Below are 23,688 nucleotides of genomic sequence, written 5' to 3' on the forward strand. Positions count from 1 at the left end.
GATGCAACCAAGGAACCAGCCGATCGCCCGTGACGCCATGGCATATGTACTGGCCGGGGGCAGGGGCAGTCGCCTTGCCGAACTGACCGACCGGCGCGCAAAGCCCGCAGTGCATTTCGGCGGCAAGGCCAGGATCATCGATTTCGCCCTGTCCAATGCGCTCAACAGCGGCATCAGGCGCATCGGCGTCGCGACGCAGTACAAGGCGCATTCGCTGATCCGGCATCTCCAGCGCGGCTGGAACTTCTTTCGCACGGAACGCAATGAAAGCTTCGACATCCTGCCCGCCAGCCAGCGCGTGTCGGAAAGCCAATGGTATGAAGGCACGGCCGACGCGGTCTTCCAGAATATCGACATCATCGAAAGCTATGCGCCGGAATATATGGTCATCCTGGCGGGCGACCATGTGTACAAGATGGATTATGAACTGATGCTCCAGCAGCATGTCGACAGCGGCGCGGACGTCACTGTCGGTTGCATGGAGGTGCCGGTGAAGGAAGCCAGCGGCTTCGGCGTCATGCATGTGGACGAGCAGGACGTGATCACCGCCTTTGTGGAAAAGCCGAAGAACCCGCCGCATATTCCCGGCAGTCCCGGCATGGCGCTGGCGTCCATGGGCATCTATGTCTTCCGTACCGCCCTGCTGATCGAGGAACTGCGACGCGACGCGGACGATCCGGACAGCAAGCGCGATTTCGGGGGTGACATCATCCCGCATATCGTCCGCCACGGGAAAGCCGTGGCGCATCGTTTCTCCAACAGTTGCGTCCGCGCGGAAAGCGAACCCGTGCCCTATTGGCGCGACGTCGGAACGATCGACGCCTATTGGCAGGCGAATATCGACCTCACCGATGTGGTGCCCTCGCTCGACCTCTATGACCATAGCTGGCCGCTCTGGACCTATTCCGAAGTCACGCCGCCGGCGAAATTCGTCCATAATGAAGAGGGGCGGCGCGGTTCCGCCACATCGTCCCTGATCGCGGGGGGATGCATCGTATCGGGATCCTCGCTGCATCACAGCCTGCTCTTCACGGGCGTGCGGACGCACAGTTTCTCGTCCGTGACGGAAAGCGTCGTCATGCCCAATTGCGTGATCGGCCGGGGTGCGCGGCTGCACAAATGCGTGCTGGATTCGGGCGTCATCATCCCGCCGGGCCTGATCGTCGGAGAGCATCCCGAACATGACGCGCAACGTTTCCGACGAACGGACAGCGGCGTGACGCTGATCACCCAATATATGATCGAACGGCTGGTGGACTGATCTTGGGCAAGGCAGGGGAAAGCAGGGCAGGGGCCATGCGGGTGCTTTCGGTGGCGTCCGAAGTCTATCCGCTGGTGAAGACCGGCGGATTGGCCGATGTGGCCGGCGCATTGCCCGGCGCGCTGGCGGCGCAGGGCGTGGAGGTCAGGACGTTGGTGCCCGGCTATCCGGCTGTTCTGTCGCGCCTCGGCAAGGCAAAGCCGCTGCGCCGCTATGACGCGCTGTTCGGCGCATCGGCGGCGGTACTGGCGGCGAAGCTGGGCGAACTGGACCTGTTGGTGCTGGACGCCCCCGACTTTTTCGCGCGGGAGGGCGGCCCCTATGGCGATTCGGCCGGGGGCGAATGGCCAGACAATTGGAAACGCTTCGCCGCCCTGTCCCGCGCAGGGGCGGACATAGCGGCCGAGGGGGTGAAGGGCTGGCGACCCGACCTCGTCCATGCGCATGACTGGCAGGGGGCGATGACCGCAGCCTATATGCGCTTCGGGCCGGCCCATGCGGTGCCCAGCGTGGTGACAATCCACAATCTGGCCTTCCAGGGGCGCTTCGGCGCGGACGTCTTTCCGCAGCTCGGCCTGCCGCCCGAAGCCTGGGGCGTCGACGGCGTCGAATATTATGGCGGCACCGGCTATCTGAAGGCCGGGCTTGTCTCGGCCGACGCGATCACCACCGTCAGCCCCACCTATGCCGACGAAATCCGCTCCCCGGTGCATGGCATGGGACTGGATGGCCTGATCAACGGGCGCTCCGACAGGCTGCACGGCATATTGAACGGCGTGGATGCCGCCATATGGGATCCCGCCGCCGATCCCCTGATCGCCAGGCCGTTCAGCGCGCGGGCCCTGGGCGGGCGCAGCGCCAGCCGACGGGCCCTGGAAGCGCAGTTCGGCCTAGACCGCGACGACGCGCCGATCTTCATCATCGTCAGCCGCCTTACCTGGCAAAAGGGGATGGACATGGTCATGGATGCCATCGACCATCTGGTGGGGCTGGGTGGCAAGCTTGCGCTTCTGGGATCGGGCGATCATGTGCTGGAGGGCGCGTTCCTGGCGGCGGCGGATCGGCATCGCGGGCGGGTGGGCGCGCGGATCGGCTATGACGAGCCGATGTCGCACCTGATGCAGGCGGGGGGCGACGCCATATTGATCCCATCCCGCTTCGAACCCTGTGGCCTGACCCAGCTTTACGGCCTTCGCTATGGCTGCGTGCCGGTGGTGGCTCGGGTCGGCGGCCTGGCCGACACGGTGATCGATGCCAATGAAGCTGCCGTCGGCGCGGGAGTGGCCACCGGCATCGTCTTCCCCCCGTCCGACCCGCTCGCCCTGCACGGAGCCATAGCTCGCGCCATCCGGCTCCATGCGCAGCGGCCGACATGGCAGGCGATGCAGCGTGCCGGCATGCACGCCGACTTTTCCTGGACCCGCAGCGCGGCGCGCTACGCGGCGCTGTTCCACGCACTGATCCAGACCAGGGCATGAGCGCTGAGGCGCTGGGTCCGGACCTGCACGGGCATGGAACCCGTTTCCGCGTCCATGCGCCCGATGCGCACCAGCTCTGGCTGTGCCTGTTCGACGCCGGAGATCGCGAGCAACGCCTGCCCATGGCAAGGGACGATGCGGGGGGCTGGTTCATCGATGCGCCCGGCGTGGGGGACGGCGCGCGCTATGGGCTGCGTGCCGATGGTCCCTATGATCCCGATACTGGTCTGTGGTTCGATCCGGCCAAGCTGTTGCTCGATCCCTATGCCATCGCCATCGACCGGCCGTTCACCTATGACCCGATGCTGGCAGCGCCGCGCCACGAGGGCCGGGACACAGCGGTCCTGATGCCCAGGGGGGTGGTGACCGCGCCCTTGCCCGGGGTCGCTCCAGAACCGCCGATCTTCCGGCCCGGCGGGCTGATCTATGAAGTGCAGGTCCGCGGCTTCACCATGCTGCATCCCGACGTTCCGGAGGCGCAGCGCGGCACCATAGCCGCCCTTGGCCACCCCGCAGTGGTCGAGCATCTGCGCCGCCTGCACGTTTCCGCCATCGAACTGATGCCGATCAATGCCTGGATCGATGAGCGGCATCTGGGGCCGCTGGGGCTGCACAACGCCTGGGGCTATAATCCGGTCAGCTATTTCGCGCTCGATCCCCGGCTGGCACCCGGCGGCATGGCGGAATTGCGCGGCGTGGTGGCTGCGCTGCATGCCGCGGGGATCGGCGTTATCCTGGACATGGTCTATAATCATGACGGGGAAAGCGACCGTCTGGGGCCTACCCTGTCGCTCAGGGGCCTGGATGCGCGCAGCTATTTCCGGCACGAACCGGACGGCCGCCTGATCAACGATACGGGCACGGGGAACAGCATCGACTGCAACCATCCCGTCGCGCAGCGGCTGATCCTGGATTCGCTGCGTCATTTCGTCACCGTGGCGGGCGTCGATGGCTTTCGTTTCGACCTTGCTCCCGCTCTCGGGCGGCTGCCTGCGGGTTTCGACAGCGACGCGCCCTTGCTGGCGGCGATGCGCGGCGATCCGCTCCTCTCCGATCGCATCCTTGTCGCGGAACCGTGGGACATCGGTCCAGGCGGTTATCAACTCGGGCGGTTCGGGGAGAACTGGCTGGAATGGAATGATCGCTATCGGGACGATCTGCGCCGCTTCTGGCGCGGGGATGACGGCATGATCGGCGCACTGGCGACGCGACTTGCGGGATCGTCCGACATATTCCACGCCGCTCCGGCAACGCGCACCGTCAATTTCCTGGCTGCTCATGACGGCTTCACGCTGGCGGATGTGACCGCCTATGAACATCGCCGCAATGAAGCCAATGGCGAACAGAACCGCGACGGCCATGGCGAGAATTTCAGCTGGAACAACGGGACCGAGGGTGAGAGCGCCGATCCGGACGTCCGGGCCGCGCGGCGACGCGATATCATGGCGCTGCTCGGCACGCTGTTCTGCTCGCGCGGTGCGATCATGCTGACCGCCGGCGACGAGTTCGGACGGACGCAGCATGGCAACAACAATGCCTATGCGCAGGATAATGCGATCGGCTGGATCGACTGGCAGGGACGGGACCGGGAGATCGAGGCACATGCCTTCGCCCTTGCCGCCCTGCGCGCAGCGACGCCGGATTTGCATCGTACCGACTGGCTGTCCGAAGCCGACGTGGAATGGCTGGACGAGCAGGGCCAGCCGATGACCGTCTCGCAATGGGAGCAGCCTGACCGCCGCTGTCTGGCGATGCGGTTCCGCAGTTCGGGCTTCAGCGTCTTCATCAATGGCGATGATGTGCCCCACGACTTCGGCACCGTGCACGTTCCTGCGCGAACCGTACTGCCCATCCTGGCTGGACAGCCCAGCGGCCCGAACAGCCTGCCGACGCAAAGCGCATGAGGCTGCAAAAGCCGAAATCGATTACGCGCTGGAACCAGACAATGCCGCGCTGATCCGTTACTGGAACCAGATCGGTGGTTAAGTCGTTCATCTTGCAGAAAGAAAGGGAGAAGGCAGATGGACGATGCGCTAAAGCCGCATGCCATGTTCGGCATATTGTTCGGCCTGCTGGTTTCAATCGAGATCTGGTGCTTCGCCGCACTGCTGATCCACGCCGTCGATTGACGAGACATCGAAGATCAGCGGGATGGTGAGCCCTGCTGGATTCGAACCAGCGACCTACTGATTAAAAGTCAGTTGCTCTACCGACTGAGCTAAGGGCCCTCATGTCCTGAGGTCCGCACGCACTAGAGGCGGCGGTGCGGCTGGTCAACCTCCAGAAATCGCTTTTCGCAAGCGGAAGCGCAAATGGCGGATCGAAAGCCGCGATACAGGGTCGCGCCATCCAGGCACGATGGCGTGCAGCGGTTCCAGCACGAAATCGCGGCTGCGAAAGTCTGGATGCGGTATGTGCAGCGACCGGCTGTTCCAGCGACCGCCGGACCAGAGAATGATGTCGATGTCCAGGCGCCTTGGCCCCCAGCGTCTGAACCGCCGCCGGCCAAGCATGCATTCTATCGCCTGCAATTGCGACAGCATCTCGTCGGGCGGCAGGCGGCTCTCCACCAGCAGCGCGCCATTGGCGAAGATCCGCCGCGACGGACCGATCGGCGGGGTCCGCATGACGGGTGCGACGTCGAGAACCTGGCCCAACGCCGCGATCCGGCGAACCGCCTCGTCCAGCAGGCGCGCGGGAGTCATCCGCGCCGAAAGAGCCCGGTTCGATCCCAAAGCGAGGGCGTAAAGATGACGAGCGCTTGTCTTGGCCATGGAGCAGCGCCTATCCCGTCGCCATGACGCTGAAAAGTCCTATCCCGCAAAGTGAAGCGCCGCATGATTGCCCGCTTTGTCCGCGACTGGCCGCTCTCCGGCAGCAGAATCGCGTCGATCATCCAGGCTGGTGGAATGCGCCGGTCCCGCTCTTCGGCGATCCGCTCGGCCGGATCGCGGTCGTCGGACTTGCGCCCGGCAAGATGGGCGCCAACCGGACGGGGCGCCCTTTTACCGGGGATGATGCCGGCGACCTGCTGTTCGCCACGCTGGGCAAATTCGGGCTTGCCGAGGGTGTTTATGATGCGCGGCCCGATGACGGCCTGACGCTGCGCAACGTCATCATTCTCAATGCCGTCAAATGCCTGCCGCCGCAGAACAAGCCGCTGCCGGATGAAATCCGCAACTGCCGGGCCTTCCTGAAGCCCGCCGTCGCGGCCTTGCCCCATGCGCACGTCTTCGTTGCCCTGGGCCAGATCGCGCACCAGTCCGTGGTGAAGGCGCTGGGTGGCAAGCTCCCCAAGGCGCGCTTCGCTCATCTGGCGGAGCATCGCATGCCCAGCGGCAGGATCGTCATCGATAGCTACCACTGTTCGCGATATAATCAGAACACCGGCCGCCTGACCGCCGACATGTTGGAGGCGGTGTTCGAAAGGGCGGTGGAACTGGCGGCGGGCTAGCCCGACTTCCATTCGGCCGAAACCGATCGCCGGTCAGGAAATCGCCCCAGCCGCCGCAGCCTATATGTCCTGCGCGATCCGCGCATAAAGCTCCGGCCGCCGGTCGCGGAAGAAGCCCATGCCGGCACGATGCTGGCGTGCCTGCGCCAGGTCCAGCGTCGCCACCAGCGCGCCATTGTCCTTGCCGTCGGCTTCCGCGGCAAAATCGCCCCACTCGTCGGTGATGAAGCTGTGGCCGTAGAATTTCTGGCCATCCTCCTCGCCGATGCGATTGGCGGCGATCACGGGCATGCAGTTGCTCACCGCATGGCCGATCATCGCCCGACGCCACATGCGGCTGGTGTCGAGATCGGCGTCATAAGGTTCGGACCCGATGGCCGTCGGATAGAAGAGCATCTCCGCCCCCATCAACGCCATCACCCGCGCTGTTTCCGGATACCATTGGTCCCAGCAGATGCCGACGCCGACGACGCCATATTTCGTGTTCCACACCTTGAACCCGCTATTGCCGGGGCGGAAATAATATTTCTCCTCATAACCCGGCCCGTCGGGAATGTGGCTCTTGCGATAAACGCCCATGATCTCGCCCTCATCGTCGATCATGGCGAGCGAATTGTAATGATGATGGCCGTCGCGCTCGAAGAAGCTGGCGGGGATATAGACGCCCTCCGCCTTCGCCACCTTGCGCATTTCCTGCACGGCGGGATGCTCGTCCAGGGGCAGGGCCCTGGCGAAGAGCTCCTCCTCCTCGACCTTGCAGAAATAGTGGCCTTCGAACAGTTCGGGCGGCAGGACGATCTTCGCGCCGCGCGCCGCTGCCTTGACCACATGGCCCGCGACCATTTCGATATTGTCCGCCCGATCGTCGGAAAAGGCGAGCTGGAGCGCGGCAACGGTAATCTTGGTCATCGGTTATACCCTAAAGACGAATGCCCATGCGGGCCGCAATGGCGACGGTCAGGAGATAGAGCAGGATCGTGACCGCGCAACCCGCGATCAGCGCGGGCGCGAAGGAAACGCCGCGGCGCAGCAGCATGGGGATCAGCAGGAACATGGGCAGGGAAGGGATGACGAAATAGAATGTGGCCTCCGCATGGCGGGCCATATTCTCCACGTCCGGCCTGTCGTTCCACAGCCATATCATCCCCAGCACCGAAATCAGCGGCAACGACGCGATCAGCGCGCCCAGCCCCGGATACCGCCGCGACACCACCGACACGATGGCGATGATGATCCCGGAAAGGAGCGCCCGCAGCGCCAGCATCGCGCTCATTCAGGCCGACGGCATCTGCTGGCTGCAACAATGGAAGCTGCCGCCGCCCGACAGGATCGCATCGCTGGGCAACCCGACAATCTCCCGATCAGGGAAGAAGGGTTTGAGGGCATCGAGAGCCGCCTGGTCATTGGGCTGGCCATAAATGGGCACGATGACGGCGGCATTGCCGACAAAGAAATTCATGTAGCTCGCCGGAATGGCCTCCCCATCCACGATCACCCGGCCGGGGGAGGGGATGGAGGCGATGTCGACCCCGAACGCCCTGGCCCGCGCCCACGCATCGGCATAGACGGCCGCATTGGGATCATCCTCCGTGCTCGCTTCGGGCAGGGCGAGCACCCCTGGCGCCACGAAGCGGGCCAGATTGTCGACATGCCCGTCGGTATGGTCGTTGAGCAGGCCGTCGCCCAGCCACAGCATGTCGGACAGCCCCAGCGATCCCGCCAGCAGGGTTTCGATCTTTCCCCGGTCCAGTTCGGGGTTGCGATTGGGGTTGAGCAGGCATTGCTCGGTCGTCACGAACAGGCCCGTGCCATCGGTGTCGACCGCGCCTCCTTCGAACACCCAATTCTGGGTCGATGTGGGCAATCCCGTCGTCGCCGCCAGCCGCGCGCCTATATCCTCGTCGCCCGGCATCCGATATTTGCCGCCCCAGCCGTTGAAGCCGAAGTCCACCAGCGCCCTTTCCCGGCCCCGCATCACCGCGATGGGTGCCGTATCGCGAAGCCACACATCGCCCAGTCTGTGCACGACAACGGCAACCCCAGGCGCCACCAGGGTGCGAGCGGCCTCCGCATCGCCCTCATTGGCGCAGACCAACCGCACCTCCTCGCCCTTGCCGCCGGCATGCAGCGCGCTGGCAAAATCAGCGATCTGCCGCCGCGCACCCTCGAACGCGCCGGGCCATTCCTCGGCAGAGGTGGGAAAGCCGATCCAGCTCCACTCGTGCGGCGCCCATTCGGCGGGCATACGGAAAGTCATCGGCCTGGCTCCTGATTGCAAGCTGTCCTCCGCGCCCTCTACAGGATCGCGTTACGCATTCCAGAGGCATTATGAAGAACGGCCTATTTGGGTGGGAAGGGGACCCGTTGAAGGAACACGACAGCGTTTGCGGAAATGGGTGGATGGCGGAATGTCGGCTTTCGGATCACCAGCCCGCATAAGCTGACGCCTACCAAATACGCAAATCTCCGATTTTTAACGGTCTTGACGATTTGTTTCGTTGCCTATGAAGCCCAACGGATAACCAGAAACCTCAGCGGCGTTGGTAAGGCACCAGAGTGTTTCTTCATCCAGCGCGCCAGAAGCCAGTATGCTGGCTTTGAATGTCGCCATACCATTTAACGGCTGAAGAACTCCCGCAGCCTTTGGCCCGCAAAGTTGCTCAAGAGAGTGAGCGAACGCTACTTCGTCAGTGCTATTGGCGTCATATGTTGGCAGGCCTGAAAGCAACCCTCTCTTATCCAGCCATGCCCGCGCATCAATCTTTGCCTGTTTGCGCGATAAGTCCCAGTATATTGACTGATACGCCTGCTCTACAGGCGGAACAAACGTGACGTAATAGCTTGTAGCAAGTGAGGCGCGGGCCGCACATTGTAGCTGGTTATCTGAGATTGGGGCTTCGTCCAGAACTTCGACCACTTCTTCTTGAAGTGTGTCGTCGAATTTCGAATGGACCTTTCTGAAGCCGCATTCTGCGACCTTTGCCGCAGCGACTTCCGGCTTTACCAAGACCGGCGGCGTGTCAAACGCACCGGCTAACAACATTATTCCAATCACTAACGTCTTCATTGGGGCGTTGTGCCTGAACGGAAATAGGTCCGCAACTGGTCGACAGCCGCGGGAAGATCAACCATGACATCCCGCTCATGATGCGTGCCCAATCGGCAACAATGGGTTCAAAAAACATCCTATTTCTTCAACGGAACGTAATCCGACCTGTCCTACTCGGTGTCGGCCAGACTATCGCGGCATCGCTCTTTGAAACGTCCGACAGATTGTTTCGTCACGCATACGCGCGCGCAGGCACGCGCGCGCATATGGTGTGAACTTCGGCGCGACATTTTGTAAAAAATGGAGGAAAACCGTTATTTCCCCGCTCGGCTCCTGTCGCGGATTGCCCGGAACTCGTCGCCCGGCATCCAATTGGGCCAATCGGTCGTATTCGCCAGCGCACGCCCCACATCATAATAGAGCTTCAGGTCCGCCTTCACCCCGCTCCAATCCCATTTGGGATCATATTCATCCTTGGGGCCGTGATAATGATGCTCCTCATAATCCTTCGCGGCCCTGGCGCCCGCCGCGGGGCCGCCCTTCACCAGATCCTGGCCGCCTTCGAAATAGAGCATCGGCACGCCATGCTTGGCGAAGCTGAAATGGTCGGAGCGATAGTAAAAGCCCTTTTCCGGCGTCGGCTCCAGGCTGGCCACCCGTTTTTGCGCCGCCAGCGCGCGGTCGAGATAGGCATCGAGCTGTGACTTGCCCTTGCCGATCACCACGACATTCTTCGCAAGGCCCGCCATGCTGAGCGCGTCCATATTGACCCCGCCGACCGTCCGGCTGAGCGGAAACACGGGATGATCGCCATAATAGGCTGACCCCAGCAGGCCCGATTCCTCGGCCGTCACGGCCAGGAAAACCTGGCTGCGGTCGGTCGGTCCGGCCTTCACATTGGCTTCTGCCAGAGCCACCAGCGCCGCCGTCCCGGTCGCATTGTCGATGGCCCCGTTGCAGATGTCGTCGCCGTCGGGCGCTGCCTCGCAATGGCCCAGATGATCCCAATGCGCCGCATAGAGGACATATTCGTCAGGTCGGGCCTTGCCGGGGAGCAGCGCCACGACATTTTTCGAGCTATGTTTGCGGATGGCATTGTCGAACGAGACGCTGGCCTTCACATTCCTGAGCGGAACCGCCCTGAAGCCACGCTTCCTCGCCGCCGCCATCAGCGTGTCGAGGTTCAGGCCCGCACTTGCCATCAGCGCCGCGGCCTTGTCCTTCTGGATCCATCCTATGGCGGCCGACTGGTTGGCATTGCCATTGGCGCTGTCGGCGACATGCTGGGCGCCGGTCCAGCTCGACTGTACGACATTCCAGCCATAGGCGGCGGGCACGGTATCATGCACGATGATCGCCGCCGCCGCGCCCTGCCGGGCGGCCTCCTCGAACTTGTAGGTCCAGCGGCCATAATAGGTCATCGCCCGCCCGTTGAACGGGCCGCGCAGCGTCGGGGTCTGGTAATCGGGATCGTTCACCAGGATGACGACCGTCTTGCCCTTCACATTGATGCCGGCATAATCGTTCCACTTCTTTTCCGGCGCATTGATGCCATAGCCGACGAAGACGACCGGGCTGTCCTTCACATCGATGTGCGGCTGGCCGGTGCGGTAGGTGGCGATCACCATTTCAGGCCCGTAACTGGCCGAAACTGCCGTCTTTCCGCCGGTGAAGCGCAGCGGCGACACATTCTTCGCGTCGATCTCGACCAGGGGCACGTCCTGGAACCAGCTTCCCTTGTTGCCGGGCTTCAGCCCCAGGGCCTCGAAACGCTGCACCAGATAGGCGAGGGTCTTCTCCTCCCCCACCGTTCCCGGCGCGCGGCCTTCATAGGCGTCGGAGGATATCTCCTTGACCACTTCCTTCATCGTCTCGATCGAAGGACCGCCGACGGAGGAGGCCGCCATCGCCGCGCCCCCACTGGCAAGGGCGATGAGAGAGGTGAGGAAAAGCGCGCGCATGGCAAGGCCTTTGAAAAGACTGCGAATGCGCCGTTGATGCCAGTTGGCCGGCCATCAAACAAGCGGGGAGGGCAAACAAGCTGGATGGGCAAACAAACGGAGCGCTCCAACAAGCCGGGCGGGCAAATAAAAAAGGCGGCCCCGAAGGACCGCCTTCCTGAATGTCTCGCCGGAAGCGAAACCGGATCAGCGCGAATAGAATTCGACGACCAGATTGGGTTCCATCTTCACCGGATAGGGCACTTCGTCCAGCGTCGGCACGCGGACATAGGTGACCTTGGCAGCGCCATCCGCGACGACATAGTCGGGGATGTCACGCTCGGGCAGGCTCTGGGCTTCCAGGACCAGCGCCATTTCCTGCGCCTTCTTGCCCAGGGTGATCTCATCGCCCGGCTTCACCAGGCGCGACGCGATGTTGCACTTCACGCCGTTCACATAGACGTGGCCATGCGAAACCAGCTGGCGCGACGACCAGATGGTCGGGGCGAACTTGGCGCGATAGACGACGGCGTCCAGACGGCGCTCCAGCAGGCCGATCAGGTTCTGGCCGGTGTCGCCCTTCATGCGCGCGGCTTCGGTGTAGTTCTTCTTGAACTGCTTTTCGGTGATGTCGCCATAATAGCCCTTCAGCTTCTGCTTGGCGCGCAGCTGAATGCCATAGTCGGACATCTTGCCCTTGCGGCGCTGGCCGTGCTGGCCGGGGCCATATTCACGCTTGTTGACCGGGCTCTTCGGGCGGCCCCAGATGTTCTCGCCCATGCGGCGGTCGAGTTTGTACTTTGCGCTTGAACGCTTCGACATGATATGGTCCTAGACAATTGCTTCAACGTTGTTCCCGGTATCGCCTGCGATCCGTATTTCAGGGGCAGGGCCACCGCTTCACCGGGATGCGGAGCCAATCGCGAAGCGGCGCCTATGGCGAAGGGCGCGGGGCATGTCAACCCTCGACAGCCTGGCGTTCCGGCCTTAGGTGAGCGGGCCATGAACCCCGAAAGCTACACGACCATGGCCGAAGTCCGCGCGGGCGTGGATGAACTCGACCGCCAGCTTGTCGCCCTGCTTGCCCGCCGTTTCGCTCATATGCGCGCCGCTGCCCGCATCAAGCCGGATCGCGGCGCCGTCCGTGACGAAGCGCGCAAGGCGGAGGTCATAGCCAATGCACAGGCCGAAGCAGAGCGTCTCGGCATCCCCGCCGATGTGGTCGGGGCGCTGTGGGAAACGTTGGTCGAAGCGTCGATCGCTTATGAAATGAACGAGTTCGATCGGCTCAGGAGCTAGAATCGCAACGTAGTTCAGCGCGCGCGGGGATGGCCCAGTGCGGACAGGACGCCGCGCAAGGTCCGAACCTCAAGATGGTTCCAGCCGGGCTTGGTCAGCAGGTTCCGCAGGGTTCGCTTGGTCGCAGGCGCCCGGTCCGGCGGGAAGAAATAGCCGGCCCCTTCCAGCAGCGTCTCGAACTGCGCGATCATCCCCTCCAGCTCCGCCTGCGGCGCCGGCTCGCCCAGATCGACCACGGTCGGCTGCTCCAGCAAAGCCTGTTTCGACCACTCATAGGCGCACAGGATCACCGCCTGCGCCAGGTTGAGCGATCCGAATTCCGGATTGATCGGCACCGTCAATATCTTCCGCGCCAGCGCCACATCCTCGGTCTCCAGCCCCGATCGCTCAGGCCCAAAGACGAAAGCGGATCGTCCCGCGGCGCCGTGGATTTCCCGTGCCGCCTCTTCGGGCGTCACAACAGGCTTGGTCACGCCCCGCTTGCGCACGGTCGTCGCATAGACATGCGCGCAATCGGCCACGGCGTCGGCCAGCGTCTCGAACACCTCCGCCTGGTCCAACACCGCATCGGCGCCTGCCGCAGACGGCCCGGCATCGGGATTGGGCCAACCGTCGCGAGGCGACACCAGCCGCATTTCGGTCAGCCCGAAATTCAGCATGGCCCGCGCCGCCTTGCCGATATTCTCGCCAAGCTGCGGGCGAACGAGCACGATGACAGGGGGAGGGGGAGAGTCGGCCAGAGCCTCAATCACTCCCCACCTCCTTCACCGTGGAGGCGAAATCCTCGAAATCCCGCGCATCGGTGAAGTCCTTGTACACGCTGGCGAAGCGGATATAGGCGACGCTGTCGAGGCGTTTCAGCCCTTCCATCACCATCTCCCCGATGGCGCGTGCAGGAACCTCGCCGTCGCCCGAAGTCTCCAGTTGCCGCTGGATGCCGGAAATCAGCTTCTCCAGCCGGCTTGGATCGATCGGCCGTTTTCGGGAGGCGATGCCGATGGAGCGCGCCAGCTTGTCGCGGTCGAAGGCTTCCTTGCGCCCCTCGCTCTTCACCACCCAGATATCGCGAAGCTGAATCCGCTCGAAGGTGGTGAAGCGCGCACCGCAGGCCTCGCACTGACGCCGGCGGCGGATGGCGGCGCCATCCTCCGTCGGGCGGCTGTCCTTCACCTGGCTGTCGTCATGGGCGCAGAAGGGGCAACGCAAGGGCGCTTACCCTTCGTAGATCGGGAAGCGGGCGCAGAGGGCGGAAACGCGCTCGCGGACAATGGCTTCCACGGCGGCATCGCCATGCTCGCCATGATCGCGCAGCCCTTCCAGAACATCCGCGATCATGTCGCCAATCGCCTCGAACTCCGCAACGCCGAACCCGCGCGTCGTTCCCGCAGGGGAACCGACCCGTATACCGCTGGTCTTGGTCGGCGGCAGCGGGTCGCCCGGCACACCATTCTTGTTGCAGGTGATGAAGCTGCGCTCCAGCGCCTCGTCCGCATCCTTGCCCGAAATGCCATAGGGGCGCAGGTCGATCAGGGCGAGGTGCGTGTCGGTGCCGCCGGAAACGACCGCCAGGCCGCGCTGCTCCAGCTTTGAGGCCAGCGCCTTCGCATTGGTGACGATCGCCTGGGCGTAGGTCCTGAATTCAGGCCGCAGCGCTTCGCCGAAGGCGACCGCCTTCGCCGCGATCACATGCATCAGCGGCCCGCCCTGAAGGCCGGGGAACACCGCCGAATTGATCTTCTTCGCAATGGCCTCGTCATCGGTCAGGATCATGCCGCCACGCGGGCCACGCAGCGTCTTGTGCGTGGTGGTGGTCACGACATGGGCGTGGCCGAAGGGCGTCGGATGCGCACCGCCGGCCACCAAGCCTGCAAAATGGGCCATATCCACCATCAGCAGTGCGCCGACCTTGTCCGCGATCGCGCGGAAGCGGGCGAAGTCGAGGTGGCGGGGATAGGCCGAACCGCCCGCGATGATCAGCGTCGGCTTGGCCTCGATCGCCTGCGCCTCCAGCGCGTCATAGTCGATGAGGTGAGTATCCTCGCGCACGCCATATTGCACGGCATTGTACCATTTGCCCGACAGCGCGGGCTTGGCGCCATGGGTCAGGTGCCCGCCGGCATCCAGCGACAGGCCCATGATGGTGTCGCCCGGCTTCGTCAGCGCCAGCATCACCGCGCCGTTCGCCTGAGCGCCCGAATGGGGCTGCACATTGACGAAGCCGCAATTGAAGATTTCCTTCGCCCGGTCGATGGCCAGCTGCTCGACTTCATCGGAAGGCGCGCAGCCCTGATAATAGCGCTTGCCCGGATAGCCTTCGGCATATTTGTTGGTGAAGACGCTGCCCTGCGCCTCCAGCACCGCCCTGGACACGATATTTTCCGAAGCGATCAGCTCGATCTGGTTCTGCTCGCGCTTCAGTTCCCTGGTGACGCCCGCGAAGACCGCCGGATCGGCTTCGGCAAGGTTGCGCGTGAAATAGCCTTCGGAACGAATGTCCGACAGGGCGGGCTGGGTGAGGGCGGCGGTGCTCATAGGGCAGGCTCCTTAAAGCGCGGGCTGGGAGAGTTTCTCGACACGGCCGGCATGGCGGCCACCGCCGAAATCGGTGGAAAGAAAGGCGGAGACGCAGGCCTTGGCCATGTCCACGCCGGTCAGGCGCGCGCCCATGGCCAGGACGTTGGCGTCATTATGCTCGCGGCTGAGCGCGGCCGACAGCGGCTCCGACACCAGCGCGCAGCGACAGGCGGGGTTGCGATTCACGGCAATGGAAATGCCGATGCCCGATCCGCACAGCGCGATGCCGCGTTCGGCAGCACCCGAAGCCACCGCCGTCGCGAGCTTGTAACCAAAGTCGGGATAATCCACCCGGTCCGCAGTCGCCGGACCCAGATCGTCGACCTCATGCCCTTCAGCGCGCAGCCAATCGGCAAGTTCCGCCTTCAGATCGACGGCGGCATGGTCGGAGGCGATAGCGATTTTCACGGCAAATTCGTCCTGTCACGCAAAAGGTGATTCGTTCCCGCGCCTCATAGGGGCTGATCCGCGATATTGCCACAGTCCACCCGCCCACCTATGGCCTGCTTCATGGCTGGCACGATTTTATCGATATTGATGCTCGCGGGCATGGCGCTGACCGGCGGCGGCATATACGCCATCGCGAAGCGGGGCGACCGCAAGCGTGGCACGCTGATGATCCTGGCCGGGCTGGTGATGTTCGCCAATGTCGCCATTTCCGCCATTCCGGGGCCGGACCTGTCGCTGCCGGGACATGGTCGCTAGGCGCGAAGTGCCACCGCGGTCAGCAAATCAGTCTGGGTAATCAGGCCGCACAGCATCCGGTCGTCGTCCACCACAATCGCCTCGCGCCGCGCTCCGCCGGTCAGGGGCCGCAGCAGCGCCGCCACCGGCGTATCGGCATGCACCACGTAGGGCGCAGAGGCGATGTCGCGCACCCGCTCCCCCTGGCGCGCCAGGTCCAGGGGTCCGACCACGCCCTGCACGCGCCCGGATCTGTCCAGCACCGGCAAGGACAATAGCTGCCTCAGGTGGAGCAGTTCCCGCGCCTCGGCCACCGGCCGGTCTTCTTGGACGGAGATGACGTCCCGCGACATGATCTCTCCGCATGTCAGCCGGCCATGCGCCCGTTCGGCGGCGCGCATTTCCGCGTCATGCAGAACCATCTGCAAATCGGCCGCATCCACGTCCAATGTCTCGCCATAGGCGTGCAACGCCTCCTCGACGTCCTGTTCCGACGGCGTGCGCAGGACCGGCACAGGATCGCTGGTGCCATGGGCGCTGGACGCCTTCGGCACGATATGCGGATAATTATGTCCGGCTATCCGATGGAAGATGATCGCCACCGTCACCAGCAACGCGGTGTTCACCGCTACTGGCACAAAAGCGAACATATAGCCGGGCGCCCCGTGGGTGGCGCCCAGCACCGTCGACAGTGCTACCGCTCCACCCGGAGGATGAAGGCACCGGAAGAGCGACATCGCACCAATTGCGCAACCCACGGCCAATGCGGCGGCGATGGTGGGATCGGGTATCAGTTTCGCCACGGTGATCCCGGCCAGGGCCGACACCACATTGCCGCCAAAGACCGACCATGGCTGGGCCAGCGGACTGGCCGGCACGGCAAAGAGCAGCACGGCCGAGGCGCCCATGGGCGCAACCAGCAGCGGGTGGGCGATCCCGTTACCCAGCATCAGCCCGCACAGCAGGCCGGTAATGGCGATGCCGCCAATGGCGCCGCTCGCCGCCTTCAACCGATCCAGAAAACCCGGCCCCGCCGGAGCGGGAACGAAGGCGCTGTAATAACGGCTCCAGATCAGCCGGGATTCATTCTTCTGCTCACTCATCGCGCTTGGCGGCTAGATCGCACAGACCATCAGGCCAAGCGCAAAATTCCTCTGCCACCTCAACCCCAACTTCTCAGCGCCAGCTTCCCTCTCGCGTGCGGGACCGTTGCAGGGCCTGACCCAAGGCGCGAAAAGAAAAGGGGCCGCCGGAGCAGCCCCTGAAACTTCAGCATCGGGCCGGGCTCACCGAATGGGCGAATCGGGCGACAGGCGCATGTCGAGATAGTTGTCGACCGACTTCATGAGCTGCTCCAGCTCATGCTCGAAAAAGTGGTTTGCGCCACGGATTTCGTCATGATGGATGGTGATGCCCTTCTGCGTGCGCAGCTTGTCGACCAGCTTCTGCACCGCGCTTGCCGTCACGACCTCGTCCGCCGTCCCCTGCACGATGATGCCGGAGGAGGGGCAGGGCGCCAGGAAGGAGAAGTCATACATGTTGGCCGGCGGCGCGACCGAGATGAAGCCCCGAATTTCCGGACGGCGCATCAACAGTTGCATGCCGATCCACGCGCCGAAGGAAAATCCGGCGATCCAGGTGGTCTGGGCCTCCGGATGGAAGCTCTGCACCCAGTCGAGCGCGGCGGCGGCATCCGACAATTCGCCAATGCCGTTGTCGAACGTGCCCTGGCTGCGTCCCACGCCCCGGAAGTTGAAGCGCAACGTCGCGAAGCCGCGCCGCACAAAGGTCTTGTAGAGCGCCTGGGTGATGCGGTCGTTCATCGTGCCGCCGCCCTGGGGATGCGGATGAAGGATCATCGCGACCGGCGCGCGGGGGCGGGGCGGGGGGCTGAAGCGGCCTTCGAGACGGCCTTCGGGTCCGGGGAAAATAACGTCGGGCATGGCACCTGTTATGGTTCTGGGCAGCCCGACCCAAAACAGGGCGGGCCGCGAATGGAGGGGGCGCAGCAGCCAGCGCTGGCGCTGCGCGACAGACCGCCTATATAGAAGTCGCCACCATTTCCGCAATCAATGAGTCTTCCCAGATCCGTGGCTTCCAACCGTCTCTATCTGGATCATGCCGCCACCACGCCGATCCTGCCCCAGGCGAGGGCAGTGATGGTCGAGGCGCTGGCGAACTGGTCCAATCCATCCAGCCCGCATGGCGATGGCCGCGCCGCCCGTGCCGCGCTGGAGGATGCGCGGCGGCGCATCGGAGCCGCGCTGGGATGGGGCGGGCACATCATCTTCACCTCCGGCGCGAGCGAAGCGATCGCCATCGCGCTCGGCCGCGTCAAGGCGGACCGAGTCCTGAACTCGCCGGTGGAGCATGATTCGGTCCTGCGCGTCACCCCGCATGCCGAACGGTTGCAGGTGGACGCGAATGGGCTTCTTCGTCTTTCCCGCCGGCACGGGGATGAAGGGCGCAAGATCATCCTCGCCATCCAGCACGTCAACAATGAGACCGGCGTCATCCAGCCTCTCGACGCGCTCGACCGTGAAGGCGCGCTCCTCTTCGCGGACTGCGCCCAGAGCGCGGGCAAGCTTCCCCTCCCCGATGCCGACATGATCGCGATCAGCGCGCATAAATTCGGCGGCCCTCCGGGCATAGGCGCGCTGCTGATCAAGGATCTTGCCCTGATCCATCCCAGCGGCGGCCAGGAACAGGGCTATCGCCCCGGCACCGAAAACCTGCCCGCCATCCTCGCCATGGCGGCGGCGCTGGAGGCGCGCGAGGACTGGCTGCCCAAAGCGGCGACCCTTCGCGCCAGGCTGGACGCCGCCATCGAGGCATCCGGCGGCGAGATCGTCGCTCGCGACGCCCCGCGCATCCCTGCCATCGCCAGCTACCGCATGCCCGGCCTGTCCGCTCGCGCCCAACTCATCCAGTTCGACCTTGCGGGCATTTCCGTTTCGGCGGGCAGCGCCTGTTCTTCGGGCTCGCTCAAGACCAGCCATGTCCTCCACGCCATGGGATGGGACGATGCGCAGGCGGGCGAAGTCGTCCGCGTCAGCTTCGGCCCGGATACCGGCGAGGCGGAGGTGGATCGCTTCGCCGCGGCCTGGACATCGATGGCGGCGCGGGCGCGATGACGATCTATCTCGATTATCAGGCGACGACGCCTCTCGCGCCCGAAGCTTTCGACGCGATGGTTCCGCTGCTCCGCGGCCAGTTCGCCAATCCGCACAGCCCCCACCGGCTGGGCCGGGCGGCCACCGCGCAGGTGGAGCTGGCCCGCGCGGAAATCCTGAGGCTGCTGCCGGAGGGCGGGCGCCTGATCTTCACCTCCGGCGCGACGGAAGCGCTAAACCTGGGCATTCAGGGCGCACCGGCGGGCGGCATCGTCACCATCGCGACCGAACATGCCGCTGTCCTCGACACGGTCGACGCGCTGCGCAGGACCGGGCGGGACGTCACGATCCTGCCGGTTCGCCATGACGGCATCGTCGACCTTGAAGAGGCAGCCAGGGCGATCCGGCCCGGCACGGCGCTCGTCGCGGCCATGCTGGTCAACAACGAGATCGGCGTTATCCAGCCTGTCGCCGAACTCGCGGACCTTGCGCGCACGGCTGGCGCGCTGTTTCTCTGCGACGCCGTTCAGGGCTATGGCCGGGTGCCTGTCCCATCCCGATGCGACATGATCGCGATCAGCGCCCACAAGATCCATGGGCCCAAGGGCGTCGGTGCGCTCTGGCTGCGCGACGACGTGGCCCTGGCGCCCATCATCCACGGCGGCGGGCAGGAGGGTGGCCTGCGTTCGGGTACCCTTTCGCCGGCCCTGTGCGCCGGCTTCGGCGTCGCTGCGCGGCTGATGCGTGAACGGGCGGAAAGCGACCGCCTTCATGTGGAATCGCTCTGGACCGCTGCTCGCGATCTCTTCTCCCAATGGACGCTCAACGGCAGCGAAAATTTGCGCTATCATGGCAATCTGAACCTCCGTCGTTCAGGAGTCGACGGTGCGCGGCTGTTGTCGGAATGCCGTGATGTCGCTTTTTCGCTCGGCAGCGCTTGCGCAAGTGGGTCCGGGCGGCCTAGCCATGTTCTGCGCGCACTCGGCCTTTCAGATGCGGAGGCGCGCGGATCGGTGCGGATCGGCTTTGGCCGGTACACGACGCTGACCGAATTGGAGGATGCTGCGGAAACAATGAACAGGGCAGCCCAAATATGGGCGCCTTGAGGCATGGTGCGGAAAAGCGGAAAACCGTTTGCGCCCCATGTGACACCATAAAGCGGGGAACGCATATCATGACCAGGGTCGTCTTCGTCAGCGCCGATGGAGAGCATAAGCAGGAGGTCGAAGCGCCGACGGGCGCCGTGCTGCTGGAGGTCGCGCAGGCCGCAGGCCAGCCGCTCGAAGGCACTTGCGAGGGGCAGATGGCCTGCTCGACATGCCATGTCATCGTCGACGCCGCAGATTTTCCGAAGCTCAAGCGGGCGAGCGAGGATGAGGAAGACATGCTGGACCTTGCCGCCGCCGCTACCCGCACCAGCCGGCTGTCCTGCCAGATCGTACTGGACGAAAAGCTCGACAGCCTGACGGTCCGCATTCCGGGCGAATCCTACAATATGCAGGGAATGTGAGCTTGCCAAAACGCTTGATCCCTGCGGTTCTGCTGCTCGCCGCGCCGGCGTCCGCGCAGCAGGAAACCCCGCGACCATCGCTCCTGCCGCCCGCCCCTCGCTATATAATAAGCGAATCCGCGCTGGCGTCTGTCCGCAATCCCAAGGAGATTGAGAGCGCGACCGGCGGCCGGCTGGGCGTGGCGCTGGTGGACAGCAAGGGCGCGTTGATGCTGGGCTTCAACCCGCACGAGCGCTTCGCCATGTGTTCGACCTTCAAGGCACCGCTCGCCGCTGCCGTGCTGACCGGCGCGGAAGGCGGCAAGTTCGGGCTGGAGGGACAGATCAGCTTCAGCAAGGCCGATCTTCTGGATTATGCCCCTGTCGTGAAGGCGAACCTCAAGCGCGGCCGCATGTCGATGGAGGAACTGGCGGCGGCAGCGGTCGAGGTCAGTGACAACAGCGCGGCCAACCTGTTGCTGCCCATGGTCGGCGGGCCGGAAGGCCTGACCCGTTTCATCCGCGCCCATGGCGACATGGTGACCCGGCTCGATCGTAACGAGCCGTCGCTCAATCAGAATGTCGAGGGCGACGAGCGCGATACGACCAGTCCGGCCGCCATGGCCGGCCTGATGGGCCGCCTGATCTTTCGCGACCTCGCGCCGGCCAGTGCCGAAAAGCTGCGCGGCTGGCTCGATGCCAGCACAACCGGGGCCAATCGGATCAAGGCAGGCCTGCCCAAGGGCTGGACCTCGGGCAGCAAGACCGGAAGCTGCGGCACCGCCTATAATGACGTGGCGCTGGTGAAGGCGCCGTCGGGCGAAGAATATATCCTCGCCATCTATCTCGATCACCCGACGGTGGATGCGAAGGCCGCCGAAGCCGCCATCGCCGAAACGGCGCGCGCCGCGCTTGATTTTGTGGGGAAGGCGCAGAAGACGGGATTGGAATAAGCCGGCGAGAAGGCGCGCGACCATCGTTTCAGGAACCATCCTGCTCCTGCAAAGGCAGGAACATGTCTCATTTGGAAGCTGCAACGATTGCGCCACCCCTTGCCATCCCTTCCACCTTTCGCCATATGCCGCGCCGGGAGTCGGGCGGGCGTAGTCGTCGCGAACCTGGTCAGGTCCTGACGGAAGCAGCCACAGTGATTTCGCTGCGGGTCGTTCCGGCTCCCACCTCCATCCAAATTCCGTTCGGCCCGGGCTTGTCAAAGCCCTGTTCTTTTCTTTCCACGAAGTCAGGACAGCGCTTCGACAAGCCCGGCGCGAACGGTTAGAACGTCGAAATGTCCGATTCCCCCCAGCCCTATCGCGTGCTCGCGCGCAAATACCGCCCGCGCAATTTCCGGGAACTGATCGGGCAGGACGCGATGGTGCAAACGCTCGGCAACGCGATCCGGCGTGGACGCCTGGCCCACGCCTTCCTGATGACCGGCGTGCGCGGCGTGGGGAAAACCTCGACCGCGCGCCTGATTGCCAAGGCGCTGAACTGCATCGGCCCCGACGGGCAGGGCGGCCCCACCATCGATCCCTGCGGCGTCTGTGAGCCATGCAGGGCGATTGCGGAAGGTCGCCATATCGACGTGGTCGAAATGGACGCCGCCAGCCATACCGGCGTCGACGATGTGCGGGAGATCATAGAGGCCGTGCGCTACGCCGCGGTCTCGGCCCGCTACAAGATCTACATCATCGACGAAGTCCATATGCTCTCGAAGAACGCCTTCAACGCGCTTCTGAAGACGCTGGAGGAGCCGCCGGCGCATGTGAAATTCCTCTTCGCCACGACGGAGGTGAACAAGGTGCCGGTGACGGTGCTGTCGCGATGCCAGCGTTTCGACCTGCGCCGAATCCCCGCCGAACTGCTGGCCGCCCATTTCGCCCATGTGGTGGAGGCGGAATCGGTCGCCGCCGAACCCGATGCGCTGGCGCTGATCGCCCAGGCTGCCGAGGGTTCCGCGCGGGATGGCCTGTCGATCCTGGATCAGGCCATCGCCCATGCCGAAATGGGTGACGGCGCCCCGCTCGTCACAGCCCTGCAGGTCCGCGACATGCTGGGTCTTTCGGACCGGGGGGCCACGCGCCGTCTCCTGGGCCTGCTGCTGGAGGGGGACACCGGCGCGCTGCTGGGCGCGGTGCGTGACCAATATGCGCTGGGGGTCGAGCCGCTTTCGCTGATGCGCGGCCTGCTGGAACTGGTTCATGCGGTTACGCTGGTGAAGGCTGGCCGCGACATCGCCAGTCCGGGCCAGTCGGCGGAGGAGCGCGAGGCTTTGGCCGATTGGGCGTCGCAACTCGGCTTCGCGCAGCTTCACCGCCTCTGGCAGTTGCTGCTGAAGGGCCATGACGAGGTCGCCAGCGCCACCCTGCCGATCGAAAGCTGTGAAATGGCGCTGCTGCGGGTGATGCATGCCGCAACCATGCCCGATCCGGGAGAGATCGCACGCCTGCTCCGCACTGGCGCGTCCGCTGCTGCTGATCCGGGTCAGGCGCCGGTTGTCGGCCCTGTCGGCTCGCCCGCCGCGAAGCTGCCAGGCAGTTTTGAGGATCTGATCGAGGCCTTCTGGCAACGGGGCAAGGGGCAATTGGCGCAGGAACTGCACGATTGCATCGGCCTTGTCCGTTATGCCGCGCCGGAACTGGATTACGTCCCGACGCCCTCCCTGCCGTCCGACTTCCTCGCCCGCCTGAACCCGGCGCTGCGCGAGGTGACCGGCACGGCCTGGCGCGTCAGCGCGGTCGACGGTCCCGCCGCGCCGACGCTGCAGGAACAGGACATGCGCAAGGCGGCGGACGCCCGCGCAGAAATCATGGAAACCCCGGTGGTCAAGGCGGCGCTCGCCGCTTTCCCCGATGCCGAGCTTGGCAATGAGCTCGAACAATGGAGCGCAGAGCGATGAAGGATCTGAACGAAATATTGGGCATGGCGAACCGCGTGCAGGAGGAACTGCAACGCGCCCAGGAAAATCTCGACAAGCTGGAAGTCGAGGGCAGCGCCGGCGGCGGGCTGGTGAAGGTCCGCGCTTCGGCCAAGGGGCGCATATTGGGCGTCGCCATCGACGACAGCCTGCTTGCCGTATCGGAAAAGCAGATGTTGGAAGATCTCATCACCGCCGCGTTCAACGATGCGCGCAAGAAGGCGGACGAAGTCTCCAGCGCCGAAATGGGCAAGATGACCGCCGGCCTGCCTCTGCCGCCCGGCTTCAAACTGCCTTTCTGATCGCAGCGATGCCGGGGATCAGCCTTTATTCATGATTGCGATCCCATAACGCGTGATTGAACCATGCGGTGATCGTCCCCATAAAGGCGATGAACCGCATGACTGGGTGGATTCTCACCCCGGAGAGT

The 23,688-nt window shown here is 64.4% G+C and carries 24 protein-coding genes, 1 tRNA gene, 1 other RNA gene and 1 pseudogene; 13 read left to right on the top strand and 14 right to left on the bottom strand.

Features of this window, described 5'->3' with window-relative positions:
* Window position 1: 1 nt before the first annotated feature.
* From glgC to glgX, 3 genes are read left to right on the top strand one after another with little or no spacing between them, the layout of a single operon-like run.
* Window positions 2-1,261 carry a glucose-1-phosphate adenylyltransferase gene (gene glgC / locus MRBLMC3_RS02450; RefSeq protein WP_363734971.1) on the top strand — a complete coding sequence of 420 codons (1,260 nt, stop codon included), beginning with the start codon at window positions 2-4 and terminating at the stop codon, window positions 1,259-1,261.
* A 35-nt stretch (window positions 1,262-1,296) separates the two neighbouring features.
* Complete coding sequence (gene glgA, locus MRBLMC3_RS02455; protein ID WP_363825584.1) at window positions 1,297-2,739, top strand: glycogen synthase GlgA; 1,443 nt, start codon at window positions 1,297-1,299, stop codon at window positions 2,737-2,739.
* Entirely contained in the window at window positions 2,736-4,643 is a 1,908-nt protein-coding gene (gene glgX, locus MRBLMC3_RS02460) for a glycogen debranching protein GlgX (RefSeq protein WP_363825586.1), read from the top strand. The genes glgA and glgX overlap by 4 nt, the downstream gene beginning before the upstream one ends.
* A gap of 248 nt (window positions 4,644-4,891) precedes the next feature.
* On the opposite strand, the gene MRBLMC3_RS02465 is transcribed toward glgX, so the two are convergent.
* Window positions 4,892-4,967, bottom strand: a tRNA-Lys gene (locus MRBLMC3_RS02465).
* A 45-nt stretch (window positions 4,968-5,012) separates the two neighbouring features.
* On the bottom strand, window positions 5,013-5,513 hold the full coding sequence (gene folK, locus MRBLMC3_RS02470; RefSeq protein WP_363825589.1) for a 2-amino-4-hydroxy-6-hydroxymethyldihydropteridine diphosphokinase: 501 nt from the start codon (window positions 5,511-5,513) through the stop codon (window positions 5,013-5,015).
* Window positions 5,514-5,536: 23 nt separating this feature from the next.
* On the opposite strand from folK, the gene MRBLMC3_RS02475 reads away from it, so the two are divergent.
* Window positions 5,537-6,193 (top strand): uracil-DNA glycosylase, encoded by a 657-nt coding sequence (locus MRBLMC3_RS02475; protein WP_363826614.1) that lies wholly within the window; start codon window positions 5,537-5,539, stop codon window positions 6,191-6,193.
* Between the two features lie 60 nt (window positions 6,194-6,253).
* On the opposite strand, the gene aguB is transcribed toward MRBLMC3_RS02475, so the two are convergent.
* From aguB to rpsD, 6 genes are all read right to left on the bottom strand, one after another.
* Window positions 6,254-7,102 (bottom strand): N-carbamoylputrescine amidase, encoded by an 849-nt coding sequence (gene aguB / locus MRBLMC3_RS02480; protein WP_363734967.1) that lies wholly within the window; start codon window positions 7,100-7,102, stop codon window positions 6,254-6,256.
* Between the two features lie 10 nt (window positions 7,103-7,112).
* A complete protein-coding gene (locus MRBLMC3_RS02485; RefSeq protein WP_363825592.1) occupies window positions 7,113-7,466 on the bottom strand; it encodes a DUF3147 family protein in 354 nt (117 codons plus the stop codon).
* Complete coding sequence (locus MRBLMC3_RS02490) at window positions 7,467-8,450, bottom strand: agmatine deiminase family protein (protein ID WP_363754148.1); 984 nt, start codon at window positions 8,448-8,450, stop codon at window positions 7,467-7,469.
* Between the two features lie 216 nt (window positions 8,451-8,666).
* The gene (locus MRBLMC3_RS02495) at window positions 8,667-9,260 is read right to left on the bottom strand and encodes a hypothetical protein (protein WP_363735620.1); all 594 of its coding nucleotides are present in this window, start codon (window positions 9,258-9,260) and stop codon (window positions 8,667-8,669) included.
* Window positions 9,261-9,556: 296 nt separating this feature from the next.
* Window positions 9,557-11,203 carry a M28 family peptidase gene (locus tag MRBLMC3_RS02500; RefSeq protein ID WP_363825595.1) on the bottom strand — a complete coding sequence of 549 codons (1,647 nt, stop codon included), beginning with the start codon at window positions 11,201-11,203 and terminating at the stop codon, window positions 9,557-9,559.
* A gap of 186 nt (window positions 11,204-11,389) precedes the next feature.
* Window positions 11,390-12,004, bottom strand: coding sequence for a 30S ribosomal protein S4 (rpsD, locus tag MRBLMC3_RS02505; protein WP_363734962.1), 615 nt, complete (start codon window positions 12,002-12,004; stop codon window positions 11,390-11,392).
* 180 nt (window positions 12,005-12,184) lie between these two features.
* Between rpsD and MRBLMC3_RS02510 the strand changes: the two genes are divergently transcribed.
* Entirely contained in the window at window positions 12,185-12,481 is a 297-nt protein-coding gene (locus MRBLMC3_RS02510) for a chorismate mutase (protein ID WP_363825598.1), read from the top strand.
* A 14-nt stretch (window positions 12,482-12,495) separates the two neighbouring features.
* Here the strand turns inward: MRBLMC3_RS02510 and MRBLMC3_RS02515 are convergent.
* From MRBLMC3_RS02515 to rpiB, 4 genes and pseudogenes are all read right to left on the bottom strand, one after another.
* Window positions 12,496-13,209 (bottom strand): annotated as a pseudogene (locus MRBLMC3_RS02515) (RNA methyltransferase); the annotation flags it as partial.
* Between the two features lie 16 nt (window positions 13,210-13,225).
* On the bottom strand, window positions 13,226-13,687 hold the full coding sequence (gene nrdR, locus MRBLMC3_RS02520) for a transcriptional regulator NrdR (RefSeq protein WP_133654656.1): 462 nt from the start codon (window positions 13,685-13,687) through the stop codon (window positions 13,226-13,228).
* A gap of 6 nt (window positions 13,688-13,693) precedes the next feature.
* Window positions 13,694-15,013, bottom strand: a complete 1,320-nt coding sequence (glyA, locus tag MRBLMC3_RS02525; protein WP_363825601.1) for a serine hydroxymethyltransferase — start codon at window positions 15,011-15,013, stop codon at window positions 13,694-13,696.
* Between the two features lie 12 nt (window positions 15,014-15,025).
* On the bottom strand, window positions 15,026-15,463 hold the full coding sequence (rpiB, locus tag MRBLMC3_RS02530; RefSeq protein WP_363734958.1) for a ribose 5-phosphate isomerase B: 438 nt from the start codon (window positions 15,461-15,463) through the stop codon (window positions 15,026-15,028).
* A gap of 102 nt (window positions 15,464-15,565) precedes the next feature.
* Between rpiB and MRBLMC3_RS02535 the strand changes: the two genes are divergently transcribed.
* Window positions 15,566-15,760: a hypothetical protein gene (locus MRBLMC3_RS02535; protein WP_363754156.1), complete on the top strand. Its 195-nt coding sequence runs from the start codon at window positions 15,566-15,568 to the stop codon at window positions 15,758-15,760.
* On the opposite strand, the gene MRBLMC3_RS02540 is transcribed toward MRBLMC3_RS02535, so the two are convergent.
* Together MRBLMC3_RS02540 and MRBLMC3_RS02545 are read right to left on the bottom strand one after the other, a co-directional pair.
* The gene (locus tag MRBLMC3_RS02540) at window positions 15,757-16,842 is read right to left on the bottom strand and encodes an HPP family protein (protein WP_363734955.1); all 1,086 of its coding nucleotides are present in this window, start codon (window positions 16,840-16,842) and stop codon (window positions 15,757-15,759) included. The two genes, MRBLMC3_RS02535 and MRBLMC3_RS02540, sit on opposite strands and share 4 nt — an antisense overlap.
* Window positions 16,843-17,025: 183 nt before the next feature.
* Window positions 17,026-17,682 (bottom strand): alpha/beta hydrolase, encoded by a 657-nt coding sequence (locus MRBLMC3_RS02545; RefSeq protein WP_133654661.1) that lies wholly within the window; start codon window positions 17,680-17,682, stop codon window positions 17,026-17,028.
* Window positions 17,683-17,829: 147 nt separating this feature from the next.
* Between MRBLMC3_RS02545 and MRBLMC3_RS02550 the strand changes: the two genes are divergently transcribed.
* The 7 genes from MRBLMC3_RS02550 to MRBLMC3_RS02580 all read left to right on the top strand — a co-directional run bounded on the left by MRBLMC3_RS02550 (window position 17,830) and on the right by MRBLMC3_RS02580 (window position 23,560).
* Window positions 17,830-18,873, top strand: a complete 1,044-nt coding sequence (locus tag MRBLMC3_RS02550; RefSeq protein ID WP_363825603.1) for a cysteine desulfurase family protein — start codon at window positions 17,830-17,832, stop codon at window positions 18,871-18,873.
* Window positions 18,870-19,958: a cysteine desulfurase family protein gene (locus MRBLMC3_RS02555; RefSeq protein WP_363825606.1), complete on the top strand. Its 1,089-nt coding sequence runs from the start codon at window positions 18,870-18,872 to the stop codon at window positions 19,956-19,958. The genes MRBLMC3_RS02550 and MRBLMC3_RS02555 overlap by 4 nt, the downstream gene beginning before the upstream one ends.
* Before the next feature lie 68 nt (window positions 19,959-20,026).
* Window positions 20,027-20,362 (top strand): 2Fe-2S iron-sulfur cluster-binding protein, encoded by a 336-nt coding sequence (locus tag MRBLMC3_RS02560; RefSeq protein ID WP_133654664.1) that lies wholly within the window; start codon window positions 20,027-20,029, stop codon window positions 20,360-20,362.
* 14 nt (window positions 20,363-20,376) lie between these two features.
* Window positions 20,377-21,294 (top strand): SGM family class A beta-lactamase, encoded by a 918-nt coding sequence (blaSGM, locus tag MRBLMC3_RS02565; protein ID WP_363826617.1) that lies wholly within the window; start codon window positions 20,377-20,379, stop codon window positions 21,292-21,294.
* A gap of 132 nt (window positions 21,295-21,426) precedes the next feature.
* Window positions 21,427-21,524: signal recognition particle sRNA small type (ffs, locus tag MRBLMC3_RS02570), an RNA gene on the top strand.
* 105 nt (window positions 21,525-21,629) lie between these two features.
* Entirely contained in the window at window positions 21,630-23,240 is a 1,611-nt protein-coding gene (locus MRBLMC3_RS02575) for a DNA polymerase III subunit gamma/tau (protein WP_363825608.1), read from the top strand.
* Window positions 23,237-23,560 (top strand): YbaB/EbfC family nucleoid-associated protein, encoded by a 324-nt coding sequence (locus tag MRBLMC3_RS02580; protein WP_363734949.1) that lies wholly within the window; start codon window positions 23,237-23,239, stop codon window positions 23,558-23,560. The genes MRBLMC3_RS02575 and MRBLMC3_RS02580 overlap by 4 nt, the downstream gene beginning before the upstream one ends.
* The last annotated feature ends 128 nt before the right edge of the window (window positions 23,561-23,688 follow it).

The organism is Sphingobium sp. LMC3-1-1.1, from assembly GCF_040676285.1.
Taxonomy (GTDB): Bacteria; Pseudomonadota; Alphaproteobacteria; order Sphingomonadales; family Sphingomonadaceae; genus Sphingobium.